Genomic DNA, 25,638 nt, shown 5'->3' with positions numbered 1-25,638 from the left:
CAATTATGCTATAATGATACATAGGATCTTAAACCGGAGGAATATGCATGAAATCGTTGGTTCTGGCTGAAAAGCCGAGTGTGGCCCGGGAAATTGCCCGGGTTCTTAAATGCAATATCAAAAACAAGGGTTTTATCGAAGGGCCACAATACGTCGTTACTTGGGCTTTGGGACACCTGGTCACGTTAGCAGAACCGGAGGATTATGACCAGAAATATAAAGAATGGCGAATGGAAGATCTGCCAATGCTTCCGGAACAGTTAAAGCTCAAGGTGATCCGTCAGACTTCCCAGCAATATCAGACGGTAAGCAAACTGATGAAACGAAACGATATCAACGAACTAATTATAGCCACCGATGCCGGACGAGAGGGCGAACTGGTCGCGCGCTGGATCATGAGACTGAGCAACTGGAAGAAACCTTTCAAACGTCTCTGGATTTCTTCCCAGACCGATGCCGCCATCCTGGAAGGCTTCGCGAGATTAAAGCCCGGACCCGAATATAATGATCTTTACGATGCCGCTGTTTGCAGAGCCGAAGCGGATTGGCTGATCGGCCTGAATGTGACCAGGGCTTTAACCTGTAAGTATAATGCCCAGCTGAATTCAGGAAGAGTACAGACCCCAACACTTGCCATGATCGTTCAGCGGGAGGATGAGATCAGAAAGTTTGTTCCCGTTGATTACTGGACAATCCGAGCGGACTTCGGCGACTTTTTTGCTGACTGGCGTGGCAAAGACGGCAGCCGGATTTATGATTACCAGCAGGTTGAAGCCCTGCTGGGCAAGCTGGAGAAGCAATCTGCAAGAATTATGCAGGTCAAGCGCGAGAGTAAAAGCGAACCAGCCCCACTGGCTTATGACCTTACTGAACTGCAGCGTGATGCGAATCGCAAACTAAGCTTTTCCGCCCAGAAAACTTCCAGTACGCTGCAGAATTTATACGAACGGCATAAACTGGTTACCTACCCGCGTACAGATTCGCGCTATCTCTCCGCCGATATTGTACCGACTCTGCCGTCCAGGCTCAAAGGTCTGGCTGCAGGGCCTTATGCCGAAACGGCCAAAAAGCTGTTGGCACAGCCTTACAAGCCGACGAAACGACTGGTGGACGACAGTAAAGTAACGGATCATCATGCGATTATTCCGACTGAGCAGCCTTTGAAGCTCGGGGATCTGACCCATGATGAAAAATCTTTGTATGACCTGATCGTACGACGTTTTCTGGCCGTCCTCTCTCCGCCGTACCGCTATGACCAACTGACGGTTATTGCCGGTATTAATGGCGAAATGTTTTATGCAACGGGAAAAGTGATGAAAGACCAGGGCTGGCGCTCTATCACTTCCCATCAGACGGAATCAGAAGAAAGCAGGGAGGATGCTTTGCCTGAACAAACGCTCGGGAAACTGGAGCAGAGCGAGGAACGGATGCTAAAAAACCTGAAGCCCCAAAAAGGGAAGACGAAACCACCGGCACGCTATACAGAAGCCACCCTACTCACTGCAATGGAAAATCCGGGGAAATTCATTGAAGATGAGGAGCTCCGGGAAACGATGAAGGGGAGCGGTCTCGGTACTCCGGCTACAAGAGCGGAAATTATTGAAAAACTGCTGCATACCAGTTATATTGAACGCAGCGGGAAAGAATTGGTGCCTACATCCAAAGGCCGTCAGCTGATCAGCCTTGTGGCTCCTGAGCTTCGGAGTCCTGAGCTGACTGCCCAGTGGGAACAAGCTTTAACAGACATTGCTAAAGGGAACGGAAGCAAGACTGAATTCATTAAAGGGATCAGGACTAAAGCCAGTGAACTGGTTCACAGTGTCGCCTCGGACAGCGCCACATACCATGCTGACAATATGACGAAAACCAGGTGTCCGGTCTGCAAAAAATACATGCTGCTGGTCAACGGTAAACGCGGCAAAATGCTGGTTTGTCAGGACCGGGCCTGCGGCCACCGTCAGCCGGAAAAAGAACGGGACACCGGCTTTACCAGTTCCAAGAGAGCAAGCCAGGTTAACCAAAAACTGATTGCCCAATACAGTGACCAGCAAAATATTGGCAGTAATCTTGGTGATTTGCTTAAAGAGGCTCTGAATAAACAGAACAAAGATTAATAAATAAAAAGGAAAGAATAGGAGAATGCATATGGAAAATGATAAAAAGATTGCCGTGCTAATTGACGCAGACAATGTCTCAGAAAAATATATCAAATACATCTTCGATGAAATTGCGAATCATGGCACCCCAACCTATAAACGGATCTACGGAGACTGGACAAAGCCGAACCTCGCATCCTGGAAAACAGTGCTTCTAAACTATTCGATCACACCGATACAGCAATACAGCTACACAACAGGAAAGAATGCTACCGACGCTGCCTTGATCATTGATGCGATGGACATTTTATATTCCAAAAGCGTTGATGGCTTTTGCATCGTCTCCAGCGACAGTGATTTTACCAAACTAGCCTCCAGACTCAGGGAAGCCGGCATGTATGTAATGGGTATGGGCGAGAAGAAAACGCCGCAGCCGTTTATCGCTGCCTGTGAAAAGTTCAAATACCTTGAGGTTCTAGGTGTCATTCCGGCAAGTCCCTATGAGACAAACGAACAGGTTAAAACGCGGGTGCAGGGGACACCTCAGGAAGGAATGGCCAGCATTGATGAACTTATTGAAGCAATCAAAATTATCGTCACTGAAAGTTCCGATGAAGATGGCTGGGCATTTTTAGGTGAAGTCGGCATCAAGCTGAATAAGCGCTATCCTGATTTTGATACCAGAAACTACGGCCACGTTAAGCTGACACCGCTGATTGCTTCCTTAAAACAATTTGAGATTCAATCCCGCAGAACCAGCAATCCCAACATCAGCCATAAATATATCCGTAACAAAGCTGAGGCTGAAACAGGCAATAAAAAAACACGAACGCCCGAAGCAATCGTGTCTCCTGAAGACTATCGCGTTAAACCGAATGTCCGCTCCCGCATGAAGTCCATCAAACGTTAACTTGAATATTTTTTCTCCCGATACATGCGTAGATCAGCTGTTTTCAAAAGTTCGTCAGGGGTCATTCCATCCTCCGGACATATACTAATCCCAAACGACATTCCAACCCTGCAAATCTTATTGTTTATCATGATGGGTTTGACAAGTTTTTCCTGCATTCTCTGCATAATTCCGTCAAGCTCTGTCATATCCTGCAATCTGGAAAACAATAGAACAAATTCATCGCCGCCCAGACGCGCTATCACATCCTGCCGTCTGACCACCCCGGCCAGGAGCGACGAAACCTTCATCAGCATTTGGTCACCGATGTCGTGGCCAAAGGTATCATTAATGACCTTAAACCCATCTAAATCAATAAATACCAACGCAAATTGCTGATCATGCTTATGGTATTTCTCAATGGCCTTCTCCAATTTATTGTAGAACATCCTGCGGTTCGGAAGATTGGTCAGTTTATCGTAATTGGCCATCTTTTCCAGTTCTTTGGACATAGCTTTGTATCCTGTAATATCATGAAGATTGCCAACAACGCCGACAATTCCGTCAAGCTCGGTTTCGGCCACAGAGAATGATGCTATAATGCTGATAACTTTACCCGTCGAATCAACCATATCAAACTCAATATTGCGCAAAAACTTGTTTTTGAACAAAAAATCTGTTCTTTGCAGGTTATACTTTTGGGCTTTAAAAAAATCTGAGAATCTCCGGCCGAGCATTTCACTGGCATCATATTTCAGCAGGTCAAATGTGGCCTGGTTGCATTTACGGATAATTCCTTTATTATCAAGCAGAACGATCGGATCCATCACTGTTTCCAAAATAATGTCTGGAGTCACCGCTATATTCACATCCATCAGTTTATACCTTCTGATCATAAAGATGCCGCCAAATCCCCAGAAGATCGAGAAAAAATGAAATAAAGGCGGAATAAACGGAGTGATCAAAGGGAGGATAAAATCAGTGCCGATCCCGATCAGCATCATGACGCCCGCCAGAATCGAAATACTTTTGGCTTGTTTAATGAACCTCGGTCTTTGACTGTTTTTGCCCCATCTTAAGGTGAAAAAAAGTGAAACTCCGATGTAAACGACAAGCATAAGCCAATACAGCCAGAACCAGACTGAGCCCGTATTGAGTTCATACGTCCAGCCCAGGCCACTTGTACTCTGAACAAAGACTTTCGCCACCAGCGATTCATTTGTCAACAGTGTTTTTAACAGTAAAATTGTCGGCAGGCCATACAAGGGGATATACCAGTGGATACCATGAATATTTTTTGTTTTTTCCGATAGAACCAGGAAAAAGTGAGTAGCCAGCGGACAGAACATCACCCAACCAATAGCCGCGATCCGATGCCAGAATAAAGCACTCTCGGGACTTGGGGCTAGATAAAGGAATGAATAAATGAACGACCAGTATGCAAAACAGAAATTCAGAGAGGCTGACAATCTGTTTAAGGTTTCCTTATGATTCAATTTTAAAATGTAGAGACCAAATAAGACAAAAGTATACGCGACAATCATTGATATATAAGACATGGCCATCATAAATCTCACCTGCGCTCTCACCTGGATGTAACGATTCGACTATTTTCAGGATATTTCAACATTATACTACTGTCAAGTAGATTTTAATTTTCCTGAATATATTAAAAAACACGATTGTCTGAATGCAATCGTGTTTTTTCAATAATCATGTTTTCTTAGACCAAGTTTCTTATTCTGCAACAGGGTACTTACGAAGAAGGAAGATCTCGACGCGCCTGTTTTCTGCCCGGCCTTCCTCAATCGTATTATCGGAAATAGGGGAGTACTGCCCGTAACCCTGGACTGAAAATCTTTCAGGATTCATTCCACCCTGATCAACCAGGAAATTCATGACGTTGATCGCGCGAATCGCGCTTAATTCCCAGTTGGAACGAAACTTCTCAGTATGGATGGGCCGGTCGTCCGTGTGGCCTACGACTTTTATATCATTGTCCATATCATTTAACATTTTCCCGATCTGCAGAAGGAGAGGGGAGAACGCATCAAGGATTTCCGCGTCACCCGACGCAAACAGCATCACATCTTGAATAACGATCTGCAAACCTTCCTTATCCAGATTTACTTTGACGTTATTATAATAACCGCTTTCATAGATTTCCTTTTCGAGCTGTTTCTTTATATCCGCCATCTTATCCTGTTCAAGAGCAGAAGCAGAATCATTCTCAGAACTGGATGGTTCAAGTTCTACCACTTGGTCGCTTTCCTTTTCTAAAAAGCTGGCCCCGCCTGCGAAGATTTCTTTGAAAGACTCGCTCAACTGCTGCAGTTTTACTTTATCAACTTGACTAATGGCAAACATAACGATAAAAAGCGCAAGCAGAAGCGTCAGCAGGTCGGAATAAGGCAGCAGCCAGGATTCATCAACATGTTCTTCATGGTGTTGCTTTTTCTTGGACATCCTTATTCACCGCTGCCTTGTTTATTTTTTTCTTTTTCCTCTAGGATTTTTCTTTCTTTCGGATCGAGCATGCCAGTCAATCTTACTTTAATACTGCTGGGGTTCTCTCCGGCCTGAAGGGCCAGAACCCCTTCAACGATAATGCGCATATTCTTAGTTTCGGCAGCTGATTTTCTTTTTAAGCGGGAAGCGATCGGGTGACAGACAACATAGCCGAGAAAAATACCAAACAATGTCGCAACGAATGCGGCGGCGATCATATGACCAAGTTTTTCCGTATCATTTAAATTGCCGAGCGCTCCGATTAGTCCTACGACTGCGCCTAATACTCCCAACGTCGGAGCATAGCTGCCTGCCGCAGAAAATATCGAGGCATTGGCACGGTGACGATCCTCCATATTATCAATTTCCATTTCCATGATCTCTTGAATATAGTCATGCTCCAATCCGTCAACTACCAGGCTTAGCCCTTTTTGCAAATAACGGTCTTCAATTTCCATAATCGTCTGTTCGAGGGACAATAAACCGTCTTTACGGGCTGTCATCGCCATATCGGTGATAAGTTCAATCAACGACACCGCATCATACGGTTGTTTTTCTCGAAAAAGGGCACCTAATACTTTTGGAATGTTCAAGAATTCTTTTTTTGGAAATGAGTTCATCACGGCTGCAGTTGTCCCGATCAGAATAATAATGGCCGCAGCTGGATTCAATAGCACAGCTACATTGGCTCCTTTGACAATCATGCCTACGACTACGGCAAGAGCACCTACAACGATTCCAATAATTAAAAAAATGTCCATTCTTACACCCTTTATCAAATTTTTATCTACAAATAATCTGCGAAGGATAAAAATATTGTAACATTATGCGGATTCTTTAACCAGATAATTAATTAAAATTTTTAATAAACCAGTTATCAGATCACCACGACAAAATGCGTCTAATTAAAAAATATCCTTAAAAATATGATAGCAAAACTATTTTTCTATTAAAAACAATATATTATGGAGAGAATATATATAAGAATATATGAACGGTGAATGAAGAACTTTATTGTATTTCGCGAAAGGGGATTGAGGTATCCAGGAAATAAATATATGGGAAGGTGTGGGCATCATGTTTATGAGAAGAGGTTTTATTCGTAGTTTATCCGTTATCATCCCTCTCGTTATCCTTATATCCGTTTGTGCTCATTCCATTCAACAAGCAGAAGGTAAGTCTGCTACCGTTCAGGAGATCCCAGCAGGTCAGGGCATCCTGCCGGAAGACCCGCAGGGCGCGATCCGGAGTCTTTGTGAGCAAAACAATTTATCGTATGCGTTGGTTTTAGCAGTTTATCAGGCAGAAGGAATTGATAATATCACCATTGACACCGCAAAATCAGAGATTGAAAAGTTGGCATACTACAGGAATTACTGGGCGGCTCGGGGCTATGCCGATGAGTTCGTCTTTGATCTGATGCTGTTGTCTAATCACTACGGCCTTGAAGGCTGTCAAAAGCAGATGGAAGACGGCGGCTCAGCTGATCCAGATAGTTATGTCCAACGTGTCGCAGATTTCAAATATAATCTTGAGCAAAACCAAGGTGTGTAATAATAAATAGCATAATATCGAAGATTAACGCCACGTAAAAAATACGAGGCGTTTTTTATATGCGCATTTCATATAGGACTATTATGTAATTCCAACAAACAATTTAGCAGGAAATACCAAAGATATATAGAATTATATATCTTGTATGGTTATATTTTCTACATTATCCACAGAAAGGTAATTGATCTTGGATCATTTTCCTAAACGATTTTCCTAAACACGGACTGGAGGATGGGTGAACAATTGTTTGATTTCGAGGGTGTTGCACATCATTTGACAAATCGTATGGTAAAAGGTGAAGAAATGGACGCTGTCCATAAAGCGAAAATAGAATATGGTTTAGCCTTGCTTCTTGGAGTAATAATCGAATTAATTCTAACCGTAGGGGTATCTGCAATATTCGGTACCATTGTGTATACGCTCGTGATAATATTTTCCGCTTTGGCTTTACGGGTATTTACCGGCGGTTCTCATTGTTCCAGCTACCGGCGCTGTCTGGTTTTTTCCATGGCTTTCTTTACCGGGTTGTCATTGGCTGCCAGATGGATCGCATCTCAAATTAACGTATATCCATTGATCGAAGTGATCCTTATCCCTGCAAACATCGGAATTTTTTTTCAGGCGTTTATGCAGACAGCTATCGGCAAGAATTTTGTATTAGCAAGTGACAAGCTGATGCAAAAGATTGGGATCTAATTAAACTATCAAGAGTTTCCGTTATCGATGATTATGCAAAAAAGACATGCACGGATTATTTCGCACATGTCTTTTTCATCTTTCTTTGCAGATTTTAGAAGTCTCCAGTGGTAACTGCAGCTTGTTCAAATGTGGCCATTTCATCAGCGATTTTAAGGGCTGCCTCGACCATCGGGAACATCAGAGCGGCACCTGTGCCTTCTCCAAGTCTCATATGGAAGTCAAGTCTGGGTTTGAGCCCAAGCTGATGAAGAGCTAGATGCTGTCCAAGCTCTTCTGAACTATGAGAAGCAATCATATAGGAAGTGGACAGGGGTGCCAGTTTTGCTGCAGTGATTGCTGCAGCAGATGAAATGATGCCGTCGAGAATAATTGGTACATGCTGATAGGAAGCTTCGAGGATTGCTCCAACGAGCGCAGCAATTTCGAGTCCGCCAATTTTGGCCAGGGTATCGATTGGAGCGTCAGGATTACACTGATTAATTTCGATTGCGCATTTAATCACGGTTTGCTTATTAATCAGGGCATCATCTTTTAAGCCAGTTCCGCGGCCGGTAACATCCTCAACAGAGTGACCGGTAAACACAGAGATCAAGGCAGCGCTCGGCGTTGTATTGCCAATACCGACTTCACCTGTTGCTAACAGATTAACACCAGAGTCAATCGCATTGGCCGCAATTCTTGCACCTGTCAGTATTGCAAGCATGGCCTCTTGACGGGTCATTGCCGGTCCTTTCGCCATATTGTCTGTTCCGTTTTTAACCCGGTAGGCCATAAGCTCAGGAGCGTCCAATGGGGTGGCAATGCCGATGTCCGTACTGATAACATCTGCTCCGGCATTCCGGGCGAGGACATTAATGCCGGCACCGCCATTCAGGTAACTATAGAACATTTGTTTCGTGATTTCCTGAGGTGCAGCACTGACGCCTTCGACGACAACACCATGATCTCCGGCCATAAGAAGGACTGCTTTTTTATTGATTTTTGGATGCGTGGTGCCAAATATGCCTGCGAGCTGTTGTGCAATATCCTCTAAGACACCTAAGCTTCCGAGGGGCTTAATTTTCGCATCTACACGGCTTTGCATGCCTGCCAAGGCTTCCTGATCGAGCGCTTTGATTCCGCCCATCAGTTCTTGCAAGGCAATTTCAAGTTCCTGCCCAGTCGCATTTTTTAAATTTTCCAAACCATGAAATTTTGTAAGACTGCTCATTTAAAAACCTCCAATAAAATATTTAAAAATAAATAAAACCCCGCCACAAATTTTCTTGTGGTCGGGATTTTGCCGTCATCACCGCCGCTTTCCATTACCCAGGAAAGACTTTTACCTCTTAGGCAGGCCTCCTGACTCAGACTCAAACGTCCTGAACGCACCTTCCCAGCATACGCCAGTGGATCAGCGGGGACTCGTCTATACAGTGGTGGGTCCGTATCGGATTATTACCGATTTTCCTATTCTCCCTTAGTGGGGCACCTAAGATTATATAAATATATTTAACTTCTATTAAGATAACGAAAATCATCAATAAAGTCAAGTCTAATTAATTCAAAATACTCACTCAATTTGGCAATTACTGTTAATTAATGGTTATTTTTAATGATATATGGTATAATACGATTTGCTAAATCATCCAAACAGATATGGGAGAAGAAATGTTTAAATATGACTTAACACCAAAAGTTTGCCGCATCTGTGACATGATTGTCGGTGGCCAAGCTGGAGATAATCCGCCTCTGCTTATATCTTCAATGTTTCATAACGGAGACCGTATTCTGGAAAGCCGCCGTGACAGGAAATTTGACCGTGAAAAAGCCCGTTCATACATTCTCAGGCAGGAAGAGCTGTCCGATCAGACAGGGATACCTGCCATAGTAGCTTTGACAGCGGTTTCCGCAGATGAAATGAAGGAATATATTGATTTTTATCTTACAATCAGCAACCGCCCTTTTGCTATAGACATTTGGGGCGAAAAAGCGCGTCTTGACGCGGCAGAATATGCTGCCAGTCTTGGTATTCAGGACAAAATTCTATATAACAGCATTACACCCTGGGATAAAGACAGCATCGGCCAGGCAGCGGCATTAAAAGAATTGAAAATCAAACACGTGGTCCTGCAAGTATTCGATGAAACGAACCAGACTCCTTCCGGCAGGGTACAGGCATGCCGTGAAATGCTGAAAGCCATTGGAGCGAAAGATTTTGCCTCGGTCTTAATCGATACGACAGTAATGAATCTTCCGTCCATTTCTTTTTCATCCCTGGCAGGCAAACAAATCAAAGCGGAAACCGGTTGGCCGGTTGGATCAGCTCCTGCTAATGGGACGTATATGTGGAAAGAAAGTCGGGAGATGTGGGGTGGGGAAGGCTTTTCCGCCATGAATGCTGCAGTGCATGCAGTATCGGCCGTCCTGTGGAGCGATTTCTTATTTTATGGTCCGATCAAAGCGGCTCCAAGCGTACTGCCTGCTGTAGCGGCAGCTTCGATGATAGTTTCAACTTTGGCTTATGACGAAAGCCAGGAGCTGCCGGCTAATCCTACTCATCCGTTGAATAAATATTTTTATGATTTCGCACAGAAACTGGTAGAATTCGATAAAACGAAATAAAAAACAATTGTCGTAATTTTGTAAATGAATGTATGGGACAAACAGCTCCTTTCTGAAGTGGATCCTGTTGAGGATACTGCCTGGAAGGAGCTGTTTATATATTTATATATTAGAAATTATTTCTACTTTTTCACAAGGAGTTATTTTTGACTATACTTTACCATATATTGGTACCGATGTTGTAATCGGATAAAAGTGAGGGCAATAATTTGATTATAAAAGACATATTTGAAATGTTTTTGTCTAAAACACTTTATCAGCTAAAACGGCTAAATGCCAGACAAATATGGGGGATATTCATCGCACTGATCGCAATATTCATTGGCCTTTATTTCTGTGAGGAGTTATTTCTAAGTAATCCTGTAGGGATAAATATAGATCATTTAGGTGTTTTTGCCCAAATTCTTCAAGCACCCGTATTTCAAGCGATAAGAATCGTCTTATATATTTTATTATGGTTATTAATGATTAAGCTGCCGTTTATAAGTTTTAAAACAATTGGCATTAAAACACCTTATGGAGAGCTTAGCATGGAGGCTATATTGTCTGAGTCTGCTGTTATTAAAAATGCCATGCTGAATGAAATCAGTGTTGCCTTGATGGGGATATTAAGAATCTTAAATAACGCATCGATAATGGAAATGATTGAAGATATTAAAAACATTGGAAAAGAAATTACGGATCCATATTTTATTAAAAGTATAACAAAGGTAATCAATATCCAATTTAAACTATATACTATTAGAAAGACACACTGCAATTATCTGATTGTATCTGAAGAGATTGCCTCATATAATAATGTACCGATTGTGAATAGAGCCACATTAAAGGAGCTGGCTCAGGAATCGATTATTAATAAGGACTTTAGGATCAGCGACGACGCATCAATTATGGCTGTTCCCTTATTCTTTAGAAGTGAGATATGCGCCATCATCTACGTTCAAAGCGAAAAGTATCTGTTTCAGCAGGTCGATGCTATGATCATCGATAGTATCTGGAACAACATCTGTCATAACAACGAAGCCTATGAGGAATTGGTAATTAATCGTGAACGAGATATTTAAGAGGGGGAGGGGATTGATGAATATGCGAAAATCTTATAAGGTAAAGGAAATTATTGAAACAGCTGAAAAAGAATACTACGGGTTCCTCAAGATTCTGCCTCAATTGCGCGAAAATAAGGTAACCGTGAAGCCGAATCTACAGTTTAAGAAACAGTTAAAAGAAGAATTCAAGCAAATTCTAGGTTTATAATTAAACTAATATGCTCTTTTTACCCCTGCTAATTCAGCAGAGAACGTATCAAGCGCCACTAAGTCGCTAGGGCTTAGCTCTTTAACAGAAGCTTTCCCCAAGCCACGAATGGCTTGTTCCATTTCAACAGCCATAGAACGTAAGACATTGGATACTCTTTCAGCGCTTAAGTTTATGTTTAGCTTTTTGTTATATTTCGATGCATAGCTAACAAGGACTGTAGGAGGTTCCCAGGGGATTACTTTTTGATGCTGCTTGTTGGCTAAGGCATATAAGGGGACGGTACCCAGATAAATAGCATCGGCACCAAGCGCAAGTGCTTTTAAACAGCTTCCGGGATTAAAGTAGCCGCCAGAGACAATCAGACTTATCTGCTCTCGAACTCCGCGGTTTTGTAAGTAACGGACCGCGCGAACTAACGCATGGAGACTGGGAATTCCAAAGTCATCCTGCATCGTGGGGTTGGAAACAAGCGATCCGCCTTGCGTTCCGTCGACGGCAATGACATCAAACCCTGCATCTACAGCTAAACCTAAATCTTCTTCAATTTTGTCTGTGGACATCAATTTCAGAGCAATAGGTATTCCATTCGCTTTATTACGCAGGTTATTGACCAGTATGGGCCAATCTGCGGCACTTTGTACACCGGGAGGAGCAGGTAGACCCGATATCCCTTGATTGGGGGATAAGCCCATAAGTTTACGTGCTTTGCCTTTAATTTCATCCGGAGCTACATAGAAGACGCCTTTCTGCCCTCCTTGCGAAATATGTACTTCCAGCATGTCCGCAGAGGCAATCTCTTGATCCGTGCGTAATCCCCATGGCCAATTGGCAATTTGCAGAATATATTTATCCGCTTCATCGCGTTCTTCTTTCAGATAGGGGCCTTCACCGGAGTTTGTAGCTGTCCCTGCTAGTTTTGCTCCTCTGGCTAAAGCTATTTTTGCTGGCTCGCTTAGAGCGATTCCATAAGCCATTCCAGAAATAAGAAGAGGTATATTGACCGTAAGAGGCTTGGTTGCCTTAGGGCCCAGTGTCACTTTCATGTCAACTGCGGTATCGCCTGATTTAGAGAGCATCGTCATTTGAGGTGGAACAAACATAAGGTTATCGAACCCGTCAAACCTTTTTGAACTGCCAATTGGCCTGTTAATCGTTGTCCCTTGTGTTGCCCTTAAGTTGTTTTCAACAATGTTTTGAACACCGGCCCGATGAATGGCAGTCCATAGCTCCATGACGTTTTTACCGTATTCATCTGTTGTTAAAATAGTAATTGCTTTTGCTACATTTTTTTGAATTAACTTACGCGTTAGTGGTCCGGTAGTTAATAAAGCTAGCGGTAAAGATGCCAGCATTATTTTTCGATTTCTTGAGCGGCGGATTTTTAGGGACTTTTGTTCTTTGTGATGTCCTATGGCGTAACCAGCTGTTAAAATGGCTGCAATGGAGCCGAGAGCCTTAAAAGAAAAACTGAAATCTCCCGAATCTTTATTCATGTAATATCACCTCACGTGTAATGCTTAATTCGAAGAGTTCGAATACCTTTTTATTATTTTTAATGAACAGTATTATTCTTATCCTAAATTTTAAAAAGATACCTTTTATTATTTGCCACCTCTAGATATCCATAACATACCATAACCAAAGGCTGCCTTTTATTTCTCTTTTGGTTTCGGTAAGAAATAGATAAATACCTAATAATACCCGTGTCCATGCTAGAATGGTTGATTGATGCAAGCTCGGCTGTTATAGTAAAGAAAACATTTTTATGTTATAATGAGTTTAGATTAATAAAGTAAAACTAAGAGGTTCGATTCCGAACCCTTTTTCTTTTCCCTTATTCAAGAACTTGGATTTTGGACAAAATAACATTAACTTTTTTGTGGAAGTGAAAAAAATGAGACATCAAAAATTAAGACGCAGTAATGCTCAAGGTTATCTTAAAGGTCATCAGGATGCTGAATTTCAACGATGTGAATTCTGTAATGTGCCGATATTCCGTAACGCTTGCAGTGATGAAAGAAGTATTAGTGCTTTTCAAGGTAAAGGAAAAATACTGTGTAACAAATGTGCTGCCATAATTGGAAATATGCCTGAAGAACAAGCACTTCAGGCTTTGAATAACGCATCTGAGACCTACCCCAAAGTACCATAACCGAAAAATAGCACCGTATAAAAACAAACAGTGCTATTATAAAGATATATTTTTAAGAAAGAGTTACATTTGTTGCCTGGAGCCCGCGTTGTCCTTTTTCTACATCAAATTGTACTTTTTGACCTTCATTGAGCGATTTATATCCTTGGGATTTAATAGATGAAAAATGAACAAACACATCCTGTCCGCCATCTCCTTCGATAAATCCAAATCCCTTTTCAGAGTTGAACCACTTAACAGTCCCAAACATGGAACACACCTCCAAATTGTTTTTGTTTCATTATTATTATGTTGATCATTGTAGTAAGTTATTCTAGGGATAATTAAGACATTTAAAAAAATATAGAAAGGCAGACTCTAAATGAGAAATTTAAGAATGACAATCGCCTATGATGGGACCAAATATAAAGGTTGGCAAAAACAAAAAGATACCGATCTGACCATTCAAGGTAAAATTGAAACTGTCTTAGCAAAAATGGCAGAGGAGAAGATTCAGGTTATCGGTTGTGGAAGGACAGATGCCGGGGTACACGCCGAAAATTACATTGCTAATTTCCATACAACATCTACCTTCAAGACCAAGAAGATCTTAGCCTATTTGTATGAATTTTTACCGGAAGATATTGTTGTAAAATCAATGGAAGAAGTATCTGAAAGATTTCATGCCAGATATAACGTCAAAGCAAAAACGTATGTTTATACCATCAATAATAATAAATTCAGGGATGTATTTAACAGAAAATATACCTATCACTTAGCGGATAAGCTGGATCTGGAACAAATGAGGACTGCTGCAGAACTGCTCATTGGAACGCATGATTTTCAGAGCTTTACAAATGAGCGCAGTGCTAAATCCACTGTTAAAACAATCAATTCTATTTTGATTAACGAAAATAAAGGCCTTATTAAAATTGAATTTAACGGCAATAGCTTTCTATGGAATATGCTAAGAATTATCGTTGGAACGCTGCTCGAAGTAGGAAAAGGCACGTTGCAGCCGAACGATGTCAAAAAAATCTTACAGGAAAAGAAACGTTGGGAAGCAGGGCCCTTGGCACAAGCCAAAGGTTTATGCTTAGTCGATGTACAGTACTAACCATTATTATAGCAAAGAGAATAAAATTCAAGATTTACAAATATAACTGAGGAAACAAATATAAACCGAGTAAGCAAAAGGCAAGAATCAACTGTATGGTTCTTGCTTTTTTTATTTGCCTACAGATGGCCTTATACCTCACTGCCATAGATGGTAAGGAGCGGCGATTATGTAATCATAATGAATTAATTGAATTGAACTTTTTCGTTCATACTAAGCGAAACAAAAAATATTTAAATATTTGAATGCTTCTAAATAAATGGAGGCACTTGCTAAACGGGAGGCACCTAAAATGAAAACAAAAAGAAAATCAAAAATCCGCAAATGGATGATTTATAGCTTGATCACCCTTGTCGTTATTAGTGTTGCGTCGGCTTACCTCTTACGACCAAAACCTTTTTCCTATGATAGTGTAACTGCCCAAAAGGGGGATATCACGACCAATTATACATTTTCCGGAAATATTGAAACCCAAAACCGTCAAACCGTCATGTCAGAAAAAATCATGCAGGTTTCAAAGCTTAATTTTCAAGAAGGGGATACGGTTAAAAAAGGAGATATCTTACTTAAAACAACAACCGGTGAGGCGATAAAAGCCAAAATTAATGGTGAAATAACAAACCTGACCGCGGAAGAGGGGTCCCAGGTCATGGCCGGTACAATGCTCATGGACATCGTTGATTATGACAACCTTCAGATTAGTATCAAAGTCGATGAATATGATCTCCCTGCCATAAAGACAGGCAACGAAGCAAATATTGAAATTGCCGCTATTCAAAAAAAACTGAAGGGTACAATCTGCAGTATTTCCAGAGAAGGTACGGTTGCAGGTGGTGTGACCTACTTTACGGCGGCTGTTGACATTAATAAAGATCCAAGTCTACGCATCGGCATGACGGCAGAAGTAACCATCCAAAATCAAAAAGCCGTCGGAGTGGTTACCCTGCCCATGTCAGTGATCCAGTTTGACGCTAACAACACGCCCTTCGTCTTCAAAGAAGGGGAACGCAATGCCGTCGTGCATACGGAGATTACTACCGGTGTTAATGACGGCCAAACCGTAGAAATCAAAAAAGGGGTAGCCGTAGGAGAAACCATCTATTATCCCAAAACAACGACAGCAAATAATTTGACCTTTGGCGGCAGAATGCAAGGAGGCCAGATCAATGACGGAAATCCTTAAGATGCAAGATGTTTGTAAAAGCTACTTCATGGGAGAAGAGGAACTTCAAGTTTTGCATCATGTCAATCTTACTATCCGTTCAGGCGAATCCTTATCCATTCTTGGTCCCTCCGGTTCAGGAAAAACTACGCTGATGAATATCATCGGCTGTTTGGATGTCCCGTCAACCGGCAAATATTTTCTATCCGGCAACGATATCGACGATTTGAATGAGGTTGAATTGGCCAGAGTACGGAACAAAGAGATTGGCTTCGTTTTTCAAAACTTTCAACTTTTGCCGCGCATGACTGCCCAGCAAAATGTCGAGCTTCCACTCATTTATAGCGGTCTGTCTCCCGTGGAACGCCTAAAACGCTCCAAGGCCATTCTCACGCGTGTTGGACTTCAAGACAAGCTAGAAAGCCTCCCCAATCAACTTTCAGGCGGACAACAACAACGGGTGGCCATCGCCCGGGCAATCGTTACCGACCCGACTATTCTGCTTGCGGATGAACCAACCGGAGCCTTGGACCAAAAAACCGGCAATCAGGTCATGGATCTTTTCGAAAAATTAAATCATGAAGGCAGAACCATCATTATGATAACCCATGATCAAAATATTGCGCGTCACGCCAAACGCCTTGTTCATATTTTGGATGGAAACTTAACAGAGGGGGAGGGAGCTTGATATGCTGTGGGAAAGTATCATGATGTCCTGGAAAAACATCGTCACCAATAAACTTCGCTCGTTCTTAACCATGCTGGGTATTATCATTGGTGTGGCCTCAATCATTGCGCTTATAACCATTGTTCAGGGTGCGACCAACAGCATCAGTCAACAAGTGACCTCCCTCGGCGCTAATAAAATTACGGTCAATGCAATGGGTACTCCGCTGAAACAAGGACTAAACGAGGAAGATATGAAAAACATTGCTCATCTTAAAAATATCAAAGGCGTATCACCGACTGTGTTAACCAAAACCAATATTGTTTACCAGGACCAAGTCAAAGAAGATATCAATGTTCAGGGAAAAAATGAGGTGTACTTTCAATCGAATAAAAGCCTGCTCCAATCAGGCAGAGCCATCAATATCCTGGATATTCGGAGTAAAAACCAGGTTGCCGTTATCGGGCAGGAACTTGTAACCGCACTCTTTTATGGAGTCGACCCCCTTGAAAAAAACCTGATCATCAACGGAACAACTTATCAGATCATTGGTACAATGGCTCCATCAAGCGGTTTTAGCATCACCTCCACAAATGACACGATCGTAATCCCGTATACGACTGCACTTCGCAGTCTGGGTGTAAAAAATATCACTGCTCTTGATGTCTTTTTAGTGGATACAAGCTTAGCCGATGATACGGTATTGGACATTAAAGGGGTTTTAAACACTGCTTTTAACTATAACGATCAGGCTTACTCTGTGTTCAACATGGGAGATATTATTGCTTTTTTTCAGTCTATGATGGGGATGATGTCACTGCTCTTAGGAGGAATTGCCGCTATTTCTCTGGTTGTAGGCGGGATTGGGATCATGAATATGATGCTGGTATCGATTACCGAGCGCACGACGGAAATCGGTTTGCGCAAAGCCCTGGGAGCCACCCCCAATAGAATCCAGGTGCAATTTTTAATCGAATCGATCTTTCTCTCCATTTTTGGCGGGCTCATCGGCTTGATTTTGGGAAGTGTCATCGCCTATATTGCTTCCACCCTGATTGGTGTCGGTTACACCATGCAATTATCCACCGTTATCTTAGCGGTAGGGTTTTCAGCTGTCGTCGGAATTATCTTTGGCTATATGCCTGCGAGAAGAGCCAGTAAATTAAATCCGATTGACGCTCTGAGAAGTCTTTAGTTAAAGATTAGAGTCTCGCCAAACGCGCAAAGTCAGGCAGCGGAGACTTCCGCCCCCAGCTAATAAGGCCTCAGGATGGAAGGGAATCATTTCCACCCCTCTGCGGCTCAGCTCATTTTGGGTCCTAAGATTTAAGGCAATATCATAATGGATGAGAATATTAGCATCCACAGAAACAAAACTGCAGCCCCATAACTGCTGTTCCTGGTCGGAGATATCAATAAGTTCCATTTCCCGGTGAGCAAGATAATCCCGTATATTAATTTCCGTGCGCTGCTTTTCGGTAATCAGATATGTTTTCAAAAAAGCCGGCAAATAAGCTAAGGCCAGACTTTCACTGATTCTGCCAAAAATCATATCAGGGTGCATATACCGTCTTTCCTGGGGAATCTCCGCATAGATGATCTGCGAAAAAAGATGGAGTGCTTTATTGAAAAATTCTTCGAGTGTTTTTTGAGCATGCCGCTCGGTATCCGCTAAAAAAAGAATTTCAGGCGAAATTGCCAGACACCCTTCAAATTGATCCTCACCCTCAAAGGCATGAAAGATGGGAATGCCGAGATTCTCCAGAGCTTCTCCGACAACCTTTTCTTCTCCTGCGCGGCTGCCGGGGCACATCTTGGAGAGGATAGCTCCTTGACTTGTAATCAGGCAAGTATCGTTAAGATAGGGTAAATTCGGTAGAGAATCCATGAGCGTTCTATTCTTCTGTACATAATCCTGAAGGTTGAGTACCTCAATTCCTTGAGAGCGCAGAAGGTCAGCATACCGGTCATGTTCCAACTGATATTGAAAAATATCAGGGACAAAATTAAATAAGCATTCCTGATAATTTGCCGGATTGACTAAATTCAAAGACTGTTGGGGCTTATGAAGAATGACTTTACGTAAACGAGCTAATTTTTCCGTACCAAATACTTCAATATGTTTCAAACGGAATTCCCCCTAAAAAAGCAAAATTATCTGGATGTAGTATTCACAATAATAGGCATTTTAGAAGTATATTTTGAACAATAATAGACAAGCAGTGTTTTACATTATATGATAAAAAAGAAAAATAATTGTCGAAATAGAAAATAGGCCAATAAAGAAAGTGAGATAAACAGATGGCAGTACAGGTTCTAACTGACAGTACAAGCTATATAAGTAAGGAAATCAAAGAAGAACTAAATATTAGAATGGTATCTTTGAGCCTTTCATTTGGGAGTGACAGTATACGAGAAGTAGATATCGATAACGATCTGTTTTATAAAAAAATGGATTCTTATGGAATTCCGACATCTTCGCAGCCTTCTATTGGCGAGTTATATAATGAAATGCTTGCGGTAATCGAGAAGGGAGATAGCCTCTGCTGTATTTTCTTATCTTCAGAAATGAGCGGGACCTTTTCAACAGGGCAATTAGTGAAAGAGATGGTATTAGAGAAGCATAAAAATGCCAGGATAGAGATCATTGATTCTAGGTCAAATTCCATGCAGCTAGGGTTAGCGGTCATTATGGCTGCAAGAGAAGCAAAAGCAAATAAGACATTAGAGGAAGTTAAAGAAGCAGCGTTAGAAAATATTCAAAGAAGTAGGTTCTTATTTATTCCTGAAAACCTCAAATACCTAAAAAAAGGCGGCAGAATTGGCGGGGCCAGTGCTTTAATTGGTGACTTATTTGGGATTATTCCGATTCTGACTGTGGAAAACGGCATAACGACCGTTGTAACAAAAGTAAGAACGAAGAAAAAGGCAGTATTATCGATGATTGATATCATGCTGGATAACATAAGCAAATATGGTTTAGGAGAGGTCATTATTCATCATATCAATTGTCTGGACGAAGCAAAGGAACTTGCACAACTGATTAAAGAAAAGTTGAAAGTTAACATAGATATCATAGCTATCGGACCGGTCATTGGCCTGCATGTTGGTCCAGGTACCATTGGCATTGTTTATTACACGCAAAAAGCATTAAGGTAATAAAAATAGCTAACTAAAGCCAAAAGATTCTTGAAAGAGCATTATTTACTCTTTTCATGTTTGCCATCATGTACACCAATTTTATTGCCGTTAATAATTCCTACATCTGCGTTATCTTTTGGTTTCATTTTTCTTAATTCAGCATTGCTTTTTTCTCTGTCTTTGATTCTATTTTTATTATTATCCATAATAATCCCTTCCTTCTACTGAATGAAACTAAGTCAATTTAATATTTGTATAAAAGAAGTGAATTATTCAAAGAAAAATAACAAGGAATTTGATGAAAAAAATCGAAAGTCTTATATCCCCTTACAGGTGATTCAGGAAGGGGACGTAGTAAAAATACAAATGCTCAAGAATGAAAATGGATAATATGTTATTATGCTGTTGATAGTTAGAGATTAGATATAGACCTGCTGTCTATTATGTTAGATAATTAATTACACCTAAAGGAAGTATTCCCGAACCATATTTGGGAAAAAGTAATAAAAGTTTATTTGACTTGAGGCCGGTCGAATGAGTGACATATTGACGAATTGACACAAAATGGACTCCACCAACTTGCGACGGTGGAAAAGATATTATAGCAACGATAAAACGGCCTGATGGGATGGAATATGTTTATATTGAATGTAAATTATACAAATGTGAGCTTTAAATACTGACGACCGGTCGGGTCTAAAATAAGAATACCGCTAATTCTTATTAAAAGCTCAAACAATTTGTAAGGATCGATCAAAGAGTCTTGATAGGGCAGGGGCCTTATATTATTTTGTTTTGATAAGCCAGGGAAATATTAATAATTTCATTTTTATACAGATTTGAAAGTAAAAAGACATATCGAAATTTAGAAGTAATATTAATATAACATGTGAAATATATCACTTATTAAAAGAGGGGAAACTTAAATCAATGAGATTTCTTAATCAAAATGTAATATCCTTTTTTAATTAGTAGATATTTTATCTAATTGACCTATAACGATGAAATAATTAATCCTATCGACTGGCGTGTTTAATCGAAAATCCCAGAACTCATTTTCCATTTATATTTATATAATTGAATAATTCTAAATATGAGGATTAAAATTACTTTATATTTAATCTAACGAAAATTATTAAACTTTAGGATAAAGTTTAAGCTTTGCAATTAGACCAGAATCTGGTTACAAATCACAAAAGAACTAAAATTGCCTCGATATTGATTAACTCAATTAAGCGTACAAATATTCCAAGGTACAAATACCTTACCCAATACATTTTAACGCCTTACAGGGCAAATCTGGGGCTGCTATTCAGAAGCATTTTTTGGCAAAAAAAAGAAAAGCAATTATTCAGATAAAATATAGAAAAAAGACTGATAAAGTAAAACAGGCCAGGCAGACATAGCAGAAATAAATATGAAAAATACAAGGGCTATGAAAAAGATATACGCGTGACAAGAATAGAAGTTATATAATTAACAAAAGCTTAGTAAAACAAAAGTCCAAGCAAGAGCAAAGAATAAAATGTATGACAAACAATAAATCAAAAACACCGGAGCAGTGCGACATAACAGATTTATTGCTGATTACAATCCTCAACGCATTATCCCATCTTTGCATTACACTTTACTTTACATAATATTTATTATCGGACTAATATGGATTTTATAAGACACATGGTGTAGCTTTACATATACATCGTCGTCAGCAATGTTTGTGGCGAACGGTATTCCTTATTATTAGGACAAAATACGATTGCCGATGTTGGCTGCGTGCTGATCGACTAGCTGTTTAGCGACTGTTATATTCCCAAACTTTTAACCAGGAATATGGATTGATCCATTTGCCATTCGGCAGTTCGATTCCGAAATGCAAATGATCAGGAGTTGTAATTGCGTCACCTGTGTTCCCCATTGTTCCGATCAGTTCTCCTTTGGAAATGCTGTTCCCGACAACCAATGCTTCATTGACCGTGTCCAGATGGGCATAGTAATAATAGTTTCCGTCCTGGCCTCTTACGCCCACCCTCTCTCCGCCAAGCCTATTCCATCCAATCCTTTCCAGTGTACCATTGCATACACTGAATATTAGCGTACCCTTTTGATTAAAAATATCTGTACCTTCATGCTTTCGCTGTCCCCCCTCCCTATCGGCACCATAGGTATCTGTATAATGCGAAGGTTCCTGAAGTGGGAACTGATATTCTCCCGGCGTAAAGAACAGATACTGATCAAGTAAATGATGGTAATATTTTACTTGTTTAAATTCTTCGCTATTTAGTCCGGACCAGTCAAGATTATTGAAGTTAATTCCATTATCCAGCTGCTGAACGAGGCGATTTGCTGTTGGATCGCAAACATGAATAATAGCTACATAGTCCTTCCATGAATCCAGTTTTACTTTCTGAAAATGAATAACAACTTCCGAGGATATATGTGAAAGATCGTTATAGGCATCTGATTTTGATTCATCATGGATGACTATTTGCTTGACAATAATGGCGGTGATAGCAATCATCACAAAAATGATCAATACGATAGAATCAGGCCATATTGTCTTTTTTAATTGTTTAATGAGTTTCATATAACAATAACCTCCATAGTTGTATATATGGAGGTTATATTAAAATATAGACTAAAATATAGACAATATAGAGACATAATTAAAGTTCGTAAGAATTGAAAGATCGTTATCGTTAATGATAAACTAAATTCTAAATTATGACCGAACCGGAATATAGATCACCTGTCCTGGTTCAATATACGTGCTGCGTAGGTTATTATAGCGCATGGTTTTGTCCACCAGTGCACTGATATCACTGCTGTAGTTGGATTCTGCAGCAAGTTCCCACAACGTATCTCCCTGTTGTATTGTGATCGCCTTATATGATGTAGGGTTGGAATTTTCAGCAGTTAGATAATTTATCACCAGAGATATTAAAAGTGCAGCAATAATTGTTAGGCACAGTCCCAATACAAATACAATTTTAGTTGAATTTCTTCTATAACGCATATAGGATCTGGATACTGCAATCATGATCATCAACCTCCATTAGATCAAACATATATTTATGTTTTGATTATAGTACGAACAAACGTTCGTGTCAAGAAAAATCACGAACATTTGTTTGCCTTTTTCCAATTTTTATGTTACGATTTAGCTAGACCAAATATTGATTCAAAATAAATAATCAGGAGGGATGTCATGACTTCGAATCTGTCCTCACGTCAGATGCAGATTTTGGATATTATCAAGAAGGAGATTGCCTTAAAAGGTTATCCCCCTTCGGTCCGTGAAATAGGCGAAGCTGTTGGGCTCTCATCAAGTTCGACTGTGCATAATCATCTGAACATTCTCGAAGAAAAAGGATATATCAGACGAGACCCTACGAAGCCAAGGGCCATAGAAGTCCTCGATTCCTTCGGCGAATATAATTCCAGAAAAATCGTTCACGTTCCAGTAGTTGGACATGTTGCCGCTGGTGAACCGATCCTAGCCATAGAAAACATTGAGGATTCCTTCCCTGTTCCGTATGATATGGTAAAATCAGACACGGTCTTTATGCTCAAGGTTCAGGGCGAAAGCATGATCGATGCCGGTATTTTTGACGATGATTTAATTCTGGTCAGACAACAGCAGAATGCCAGTAACGGTGATATTGTTGTTGCTTTAGTCTCAGACGGCCCGGAAGACGGAGCCACAGTCAAGCGTTTCTACAAAGAAAAGAACCAGATCCGGCTCCAGCCGGAGAATCAGTATATGGCGCCGATTTATTCCGATCACGTAACCATTCTCGGCAAAGTGATCGGACTGTTCCGAGATATCCACTGATACATAATACGGGGGAGAAAGCGAGGGCGCAGCAGAAATATTTATCTGCTGCGCCCTTTTTTGGCGGGTAAGACTTGAAGTATTATAAGAAGAAATTCTTGTTTGCGGTCACCTGATTAAGGATAGACTCACTTTTGGAGATGTGTTCAGGAAAGTCTTCTATCGGCATCATCCTTGAATTTTTCGAATCCAAGTCTGATCAGTTCATCAAGAAGCAGGCTGTAACTTAAGCCGCTGGCTTCCCACAGTTTCGGGTACATCGAAATTTGCGTAAAGCCAGGCATCGTATTGATTTCATTAATAAAGATTTGCTTGTCTTCAGTAACGAAGAAATCAACTCTGCTTAGCCCCGAAGCGCCGACGGCCTCAAAAGCAGTCACTGCATAGGACTGAAGCTGTTCAATCAATTTCTGGCTCAATATGGCTGGAATAATCAATTCTGAGCTATTATCCAGGTATTTAGCTTCATAATCATAAAAATCTTTGGCCGGTTTAATTTCACCGGGGATGGAGGCTTTGGCACTTTCATTGCCAAGGACGCTCAATTCAACTTCCCTTGCCTTCACACCTTTTTCGATCACAATTTTCCGGTCAAATTTTGCTGCGTAGATCAAAGCTTCCAGCAGTTGCTTATCGTCTTCAGCTTTGGAAATACCGACACTGGAACCAAGATTGGCTGGTTTGATAAAACATGGAAAACCAATGCTGTCTGAGATGCGTTTCACCGCTGCTTTGGGAGCAGCATTGATTTCACTTCGAAGCAAGGTAAGGTGCGGCACTATCGGCAGCCCGGCTTCTTTGAAAACGGCCTTCATCCGGTCTTTGTCCATTCCGAGAGAAGAACCCAGCACACCTGAACCAACATATGGGAACCCCGCCATTTCGAAAAGCCCCTGAATCGTACCATCTTCCCCTTTAGGGCCATGCATGACCGGGAAAATAATATCACATCTGCCCTGATGCGGTAGTTCGCTTCCGTCTATAGCCTGAAAGTAAGGTTTTTGCGGGCTCAAAACGACTGCGACCTGCTTGGCGCCGTTCGTGATATCGGCTTTAGCTTCCTTCCACGCTTCCGGTCTTGCCCCCCAATACCAGCTTCCTTCCTTGGTGATCCCGATGGTCTGAATCTCATACCGGTCAGCATGTAGCGCTTTGATGACTGACGCTGCAGAAATGACCGAAACTTCATGCTCCCCCGATTGACCGCCAAAGATAACAAGCACTTTCGTTTTGTTGTTCATTTTGATTGTACTCCCTTCAACTCATACCGTGTCTAAATTCCCGGTTATTTTTTTACGATAGATTACAGGTAAAATTAAGATTCCAGGTAAAATTACCCTTAATCATTCTTATTCATATGCTCCGTTCCTTACATCTTGTTAAGTAAAAATAGTACCTTGTCAATCTAAAATGATGGATCGACATGGCCCTACAACAGGATCTGAACACTGCTCAGCGGCCAGTAGCAGAATAGGGCTTTGCCTTCAATGCTCTGAACCGGAACACTGCCGAATGAACGGGAATCATTCTTACTCGCCCGATTGTCATTCAACGTAAAAACATGGTCTTCCGGCACAACAACCGTTGAAAATGTATATGTCTTTGGTGTATTGGCATAAGGTTCGTAAATTGGTTTGCTATTAATATACGTATAACCGTTTTTAATTTCTACTTTCTCACCTGGTAAGCCGATTACTCGTTTGATGCTTTCTACACCGTTATCTGAATAGAGAATGACATCTCCTCTGTCCAAAGCGTCAATGCTGCGGTAAAAATATTTTTCAACCAGCACCTGGCTGTCCAGCGAAAGTGACGGCATCATTTCCGCTCCTTCAAGATGGGCAAATCCGATCAGATAAGTTTTTAGCAGCCAGGACAAGGCAAAAACGATCAGGATAATCTCAATGATTTCCTGAAGAAATTGGCTATACGGATTGTTCATCATATCGCGTCTTATTCTTACCATATTGACTATCCCTGC

The 25,638-nt window shown here is 41.1% G+C and carries 26 protein-coding genes and 1 riboswitch; of the genes, 14 read left to right on the top strand and 12 right to left on the bottom strand.

Annotation, left to right across the window (positions count from 1 at the left end):
• Positions 1-47 precede the first annotated feature (47 nt).
• Both A7D23_RS05010 and A7D23_RS05005 read left to right on the top strand, forming a co-directional pair.
• Positions 48-2,114 carry a DNA topoisomerase III gene (locus A7D23_RS05010; protein ID WP_019225406.1) on the top strand — a complete coding sequence of 689 codons (2,067 nt, stop codon included), beginning with the start codon at positions 48-50 and terminating at the stop codon, positions 2,112-2,114.
• 31 nt (positions 2,115-2,145) lie between these two features.
• Entirely contained in the window at positions 2,146-3,006 is an 861-nt protein-coding gene (locus tag A7D23_RS05005; protein ID WP_019225405.1) for an NYN domain-containing protein, read from the top strand.
• Here the strand turns inward: A7D23_RS05005 and A7D23_RS05000 are convergent.
• The 3 genes from A7D23_RS05000 to motA all read right to left on the bottom strand — a co-directional run bounded on the left by A7D23_RS05000 (position 3,003) and on the right by motA (position 6,254).
• The gene (locus tag A7D23_RS05000; RefSeq protein ID WP_025205683.1) at positions 3,003-4,553 is read right to left on the bottom strand and encodes a diguanylate cyclase; all 1,551 of its coding nucleotides are present in this window, start codon (positions 4,551-4,553) and stop codon (positions 3,003-3,005) included. The genes A7D23_RS05005 and A7D23_RS05000 overlap by 4 nt on opposite strands.
• A gap of 169 nt (positions 4,554-4,722) precedes the next feature.
• Positions 4,723-5,451 (bottom strand): flagellar motor protein MotB, encoded by a 729-nt coding sequence (locus tag A7D23_RS04995; protein ID WP_019225403.1) that lies wholly within the window; start codon positions 5,449-5,451, stop codon positions 4,723-4,725.
• Between the two features lie 2 nt (positions 5,452-5,453).
• Positions 5,454-6,254, bottom strand: a complete 801-nt coding sequence (gene motA / locus A7D23_RS04990) for a flagellar motor stator protein MotA (protein WP_025205682.1) — start codon at positions 6,252-6,254, stop codon at positions 5,454-5,456.
• Positions 6,255-6,570: 316 nt separating this feature from the next.
• Here motA and A7D23_RS04985 point away from each other — a divergent pair, with 316 nt between their 5' ends.
• Together A7D23_RS04985 and A7D23_RS04980 are read left to right on the top strand one after the other, a co-directional pair.
• Positions 6,571-7,047: a hypothetical protein gene (locus tag A7D23_RS04985; protein WP_019225402.1), complete on the top strand. Its 477-nt coding sequence runs from the start codon at positions 6,571-6,573 to the stop codon at positions 7,045-7,047.
• A 231-nt stretch (positions 7,048-7,278) separates the two neighbouring features.
• Positions 7,279-7,743: an accessory gene regulator B family protein gene (locus A7D23_RS04980; RefSeq protein ID WP_019225401.1), complete on the top strand. Its 465-nt coding sequence runs from the start codon at positions 7,279-7,281 to the stop codon at positions 7,741-7,743.
• 94 nt (positions 7,744-7,837) lie between these two features.
• Here the strand turns inward: A7D23_RS04980 and cobT are convergent, their stop codons facing one another.
• Entirely contained in the window at positions 7,838-8,956 is a 1,119-nt protein-coding gene (gene cobT, locus A7D23_RS04975; protein ID WP_019225400.1) for a nicotinate-nucleotide--dimethylbenzimidazole phosphoribosyltransferase, read from the bottom strand.
• Between the two features lie 103 nt (positions 8,957-9,059).
• Positions 9,060-9,236: riboswitch (cobalamin riboswitch) on the bottom strand.
• A gap of 160 nt (positions 9,237-9,396) precedes the next feature.
• On the opposite strand from cobT, the gene A7D23_RS04970 reads away from it, so the two are divergent.
• The 3 genes from A7D23_RS04970 to A7D23_RS15995 all read left to right on the top strand — a co-directional run bounded on the left by A7D23_RS04970 (position 9,397) and on the right by A7D23_RS15995 (position 11,604).
• Positions 9,397-10,350 carry a tetrahydromethanopterin S-methyltransferase subunit H gene (locus A7D23_RS04970; protein ID WP_019225398.1) on the top strand — a complete coding sequence of 318 codons (954 nt, stop codon included), beginning with the start codon at positions 9,397-9,399 and terminating at the stop codon, positions 10,348-10,350.
• Positions 10,351-10,559: 209 nt separating this feature from the next.
• Positions 10,560-11,414, top strand: coding sequence for a hypothetical protein (locus tag A7D23_RS04965; RefSeq protein ID WP_019225397.1), 855 nt, complete (start codon positions 10,560-10,562; stop codon positions 11,412-11,414).
• 16 nt (positions 11,415-11,430) lie between these two features.
• Positions 11,431-11,604: a hypothetical protein gene (locus tag A7D23_RS15995; protein WP_019225396.1), complete on the top strand. Its 174-nt coding sequence runs from the start codon at positions 11,431-11,433 to the stop codon at positions 11,602-11,604.
• Positions 11,605-11,609: 5 nt separating this feature from the next.
• Here A7D23_RS15995 and A7D23_RS04960 read toward each other — a convergent pair whose 3' ends face one another.
• Positions 11,610-13,100, bottom strand: coding sequence for an FMN-binding glutamate synthase family protein (locus A7D23_RS04960; protein WP_019225395.1), 1,491 nt, complete (start codon positions 13,098-13,100; stop codon positions 11,610-11,612).
• 401 nt (positions 13,101-13,501) lie between these two features.
• Here A7D23_RS04960 and A7D23_RS04955 point away from each other — a divergent pair, with 401 nt between their 5' ends.
• Positions 13,502-13,759, top strand: coding sequence for a hypothetical protein (locus tag A7D23_RS04955; protein ID WP_019225394.1), 258 nt, complete (start codon positions 13,502-13,504; stop codon positions 13,757-13,759).
• Positions 13,760-13,811: 52 nt separating this feature from the next.
• On the opposite strand, the gene A7D23_RS04950 is transcribed toward A7D23_RS04955, so the two are convergent.
• A complete protein-coding gene (locus tag A7D23_RS04950; protein WP_019225393.1) occupies positions 13,812-14,009 on the bottom strand; it encodes a cold-shock protein in 198 nt (65 codons plus the stop codon).
• Positions 14,010-14,120: 111 nt separating this feature from the next.
• Between A7D23_RS04950 and truA the strand changes: the two genes are divergently transcribed.
• The 4 genes from truA (at position 14,121) to A7D23_RS04930 (ending at position 17,879) form a co-directional block, all read left to right on the top strand.
• Positions 14,121-14,855 (top strand): tRNA pseudouridine(38-40) synthase TruA, encoded by a 735-nt coding sequence (truA, locus tag A7D23_RS04945; RefSeq protein ID WP_025205677.1) that lies wholly within the window; start codon positions 14,121-14,123, stop codon positions 14,853-14,855.
• Between the two features lie 292 nt (positions 14,856-15,147).
• Complete coding sequence (locus A7D23_RS04940; protein ID WP_025205675.1) at positions 15,148-16,038, top strand: HlyD family efflux transporter periplasmic adaptor subunit; 891 nt, start codon at positions 15,148-15,150, stop codon at positions 16,036-16,038.
• Positions 16,022-16,705: an ABC transporter ATP-binding protein gene (locus A7D23_RS04935; protein ID WP_025205673.1), complete on the top strand. Its 684-nt coding sequence runs from the start codon at positions 16,022-16,024 to the stop codon at positions 16,703-16,705. Before A7D23_RS04940 ends, A7D23_RS04935 begins: the two co-directional genes overlap by 17 nt.
• 1 nt (position 16,706) lies before the next feature.
• A complete protein-coding gene (locus A7D23_RS04930; RefSeq protein WP_025205672.1) occupies positions 16,707-17,879 on the top strand; it encodes an ABC transporter permease in 1,173 nt (390 codons plus the stop codon).
• On the opposite strand, the gene A7D23_RS04925 is transcribed toward A7D23_RS04930, so the two are convergent.
• The gene (locus A7D23_RS04925; protein WP_025205670.1) at positions 17,880-18,812 is read right to left on the bottom strand and encodes an arginine deiminase family protein; all 933 of its coding nucleotides are present in this window, start codon (positions 18,810-18,812) and stop codon (positions 17,880-17,882) included. It abuts the gene before it with no gap.
• A 173-nt stretch (positions 18,813-18,985) separates the two neighbouring features.
• Here A7D23_RS04925 and A7D23_RS04920 point away from each other — a divergent pair, with 173 nt between their 5' ends.
• Entirely contained in the window at positions 18,986-19,843 is an 858-nt protein-coding gene (locus A7D23_RS04920; RefSeq protein ID WP_025205669.1) for a DegV family protein, read from the top strand.
• A 41-nt stretch (positions 19,844-19,884) separates the two neighbouring features.
• Here A7D23_RS04920 and A7D23_RS15990 read toward each other — a convergent pair whose 3' ends face one another.
• The 3 genes from A7D23_RS15990 to A7D23_RS15800 form a co-directional block, all read right to left on the bottom strand.
• Positions 19,885-20,031 carry a hypothetical protein gene (locus tag A7D23_RS15990; RefSeq protein WP_167539426.1) on the bottom strand — a complete coding sequence of 49 codons (147 nt, stop codon included), beginning with the start codon at positions 20,029-20,031 and terminating at the stop codon, positions 19,885-19,887.
• Between the two features lie 1,586 nt (positions 20,032-21,617).
• A complete protein-coding gene (locus A7D23_RS04915; RefSeq protein ID WP_019225378.1) occupies positions 21,618-22,409 on the bottom strand; it encodes a M23 family metallopeptidase in 792 nt (263 codons plus the stop codon).
• Positions 22,410-22,544: 135 nt separating this feature from the next.
• Positions 22,545-22,862, bottom strand: coding sequence for a LysM peptidoglycan-binding domain-containing protein (locus A7D23_RS15800; RefSeq protein ID WP_019225377.1), 318 nt, complete (start codon positions 22,860-22,862; stop codon positions 22,545-22,547).
• Between the two features lie 168 nt (positions 22,863-23,030).
• Here A7D23_RS15800 and lexA point away from each other — a divergent pair, with 168 nt between their 5' ends.
• Positions 23,031-23,657, top strand: coding sequence for a transcriptional repressor LexA (gene lexA / locus A7D23_RS04905; protein ID WP_019225376.1), 627 nt, complete (start codon positions 23,031-23,033; stop codon positions 23,655-23,657).
• 146 nt (positions 23,658-23,803) lie between these two features.
• Here lexA and A7D23_RS04900 read toward each other — a convergent pair whose 3' ends face one another.
• Complete coding sequence (locus tag A7D23_RS04900) at positions 23,804-24,898, bottom strand: D-alanine--D-alanine ligase family protein (protein WP_019225375.1); 1,095 nt, start codon at positions 24,896-24,898, stop codon at positions 23,804-23,806.
• A 188-nt stretch (positions 24,899-25,086) separates the two neighbouring features.
• The gene (gene lepB, locus A7D23_RS04895; protein WP_019225374.1) at positions 25,087-25,623 is read right to left on the bottom strand and encodes a signal peptidase I; all 537 of its coding nucleotides are present in this window, start codon (positions 25,621-25,623) and stop codon (positions 25,087-25,089) included.
• Positions 25,624-25,638 lie beyond the last annotated feature (15 nt).

Origin of the sequence: Dehalobacter sp. TeCB1 (assembly GCF_001707455.1) — a bacterium.
In the GTDB taxonomy this organism is placed as follows: domain Bacteria; phylum Bacillota; class Desulfitobacteriia; order Desulfitobacteriales; family Syntrophobotulaceae; genus Dehalobacter; species Dehalobacter restrictus.
This window is presented reverse-complemented; position numbering and strand designations above follow the sequence as displayed.

What these genes read in the sequence shown, in the direction of transcription:
- A7D23_RS05010 (WP_019225406.1), top strand. Translation starts at nt 48, where the DNA reads ATGAAATCGTTGGTTCTGGCTGAAAAGCCGAGTGTGGCCCGGGAAATT.
- A7D23_RS05005 (WP_019225405.1), top strand. Translation starts at nt 2,146, where the DNA reads ATGGAAAATGATAAAAAGATTGCCGTGCTAATTGACGCAGACAATGTC.
- A7D23_RS05000 (WP_025205683.1), bottom strand. Translation starts at nt 4,553, where the DNA reads ATGATGGCCATGTCTTATATATCAATGATTGTCGCGTATACTTTTGTC.
- A7D23_RS04995 (WP_019225403.1), bottom strand. Translation starts at nt 5,451, where the DNA reads ATGTCCAAGAAAAAGCAACACCATGAAGAACATGTTGATGAATCCTGG.
- motA (WP_025205682.1), bottom strand. Translation starts at nt 6,254, where the DNA reads ATGGACATTTTTTTAATTATTGGAATCGTTGTAGGTGCTCTTGCCGTA.
- A7D23_RS04985 (WP_019225402.1), top strand. Translation starts at nt 6,571, where the DNA reads ATGTTTATGAGAAGAGGTTTTATTCGTAGTTTATCCGTTATCATCCCT.
- A7D23_RS04980 (WP_019225401.1), top strand. Translation starts at nt 7,279, where the DNA reads ATGGGTGAACAATTGTTTGATTTCGAGGGTGTTGCACATCATTTGACA.
- cobT (WP_019225400.1), bottom strand. Translation starts at nt 8,956, where the DNA reads ATGAGCAGTCTTACAAAATTTCATGGTTTGGAAAATTTAAAAAATGCG.
- A7D23_RS04970 (WP_019225398.1), top strand. Translation starts at nt 9,397, where the DNA reads ATGTTTAAATATGACTTAACACCAAAAGTTTGCCGCATCTGTGACATG.
- A7D23_RS15995 (WP_019225396.1), top strand. Translation starts at nt 11,431, where the DNA reads ATGAATATGCGAAAATCTTATAAGGTAAAGGAAATTATTGAAACAGCT.
- A7D23_RS04960 (WP_019225395.1), bottom strand. Translation starts at nt 13,100, where the DNA reads ATGAATAAAGATTCGGGAGATTTCAGTTTTTCTTTTAAGGCTCTCGGC.
- A7D23_RS04955 (WP_019225394.1), top strand. Translation starts at nt 13,502, where the DNA reads ATGAGACATCAAAAATTAAGACGCAGTAATGCTCAAGGTTATCTTAAA.
- A7D23_RS04950 (WP_019225393.1), bottom strand. Translation starts at nt 14,009, where the DNA reads ATGTTTGGGACTGTTAAGTGGTTCAACTCTGAAAAGGGATTTGGATTT.
- truA (WP_025205677.1), top strand. Translation starts at nt 14,121, where the DNA reads ATGAGAAATTTAAGAATGACAATCGCCTATGATGGGACCAAATATAAA.
- A7D23_RS04940 (WP_025205675.1), top strand. Translation starts at nt 15,148, where the DNA reads ATGAAAACAAAAAGAAAATCAAAAATCCGCAAATGGATGATTTATAGC.
- A7D23_RS04935 (WP_025205673.1), top strand. Translation starts at nt 16,022, where the DNA reads ATGACGGAAATCCTTAAGATGCAAGATGTTTGTAAAAGCTACTTCATG.
- A7D23_RS04930 (WP_025205672.1), top strand. Translation starts at nt 16,707, where the DNA reads ATGCTGTGGGAAAGTATCATGATGTCCTGGAAAAACATCGTCACCAAT.
- A7D23_RS04920 (WP_025205669.1), top strand. Translation starts at nt 18,986, where the DNA reads ATGGCAGTACAGGTTCTAACTGACAGTACAAGCTATATAAGTAAGGAA.
- A7D23_RS15990 (WP_167539426.1), bottom strand. Translation starts at nt 20,031, where the DNA reads ATGGATAATAATAAAAATAGAATCAAAGACAGAGAAAAAAGCAATGCT.
- A7D23_RS04915 (WP_019225378.1), bottom strand. Translation starts at nt 22,409, where the DNA reads ATGAAACTCATTAAACAATTAAAAAAGACAATATGGCCTGATTCTATC.
- A7D23_RS15800 (WP_019225377.1), bottom strand. Translation starts at nt 22,862, where the DNA reads ATGATTGCAGTATCCAGATCCTATATGCGTTATAGAAGAAATTCAACT.
- lexA (WP_019225376.1), top strand. Translation starts at nt 23,031, where the DNA reads ATGACTTCGAATCTGTCCTCACGTCAGATGCAGATTTTGGATATTATC.
- A7D23_RS04900 (WP_019225375.1), bottom strand. Translation starts at nt 24,898, where the DNA reads ATGAACAACAAAACGAAAGTGCTTGTTATCTTTGGCGGTCAATCGGGG.
- lepB (WP_019225374.1), bottom strand. Translation starts at nt 25,623, where the DNA reads ATGGTAAGAATAAGACGCGATATGATGAACAATCCGTATAGCCAATTT.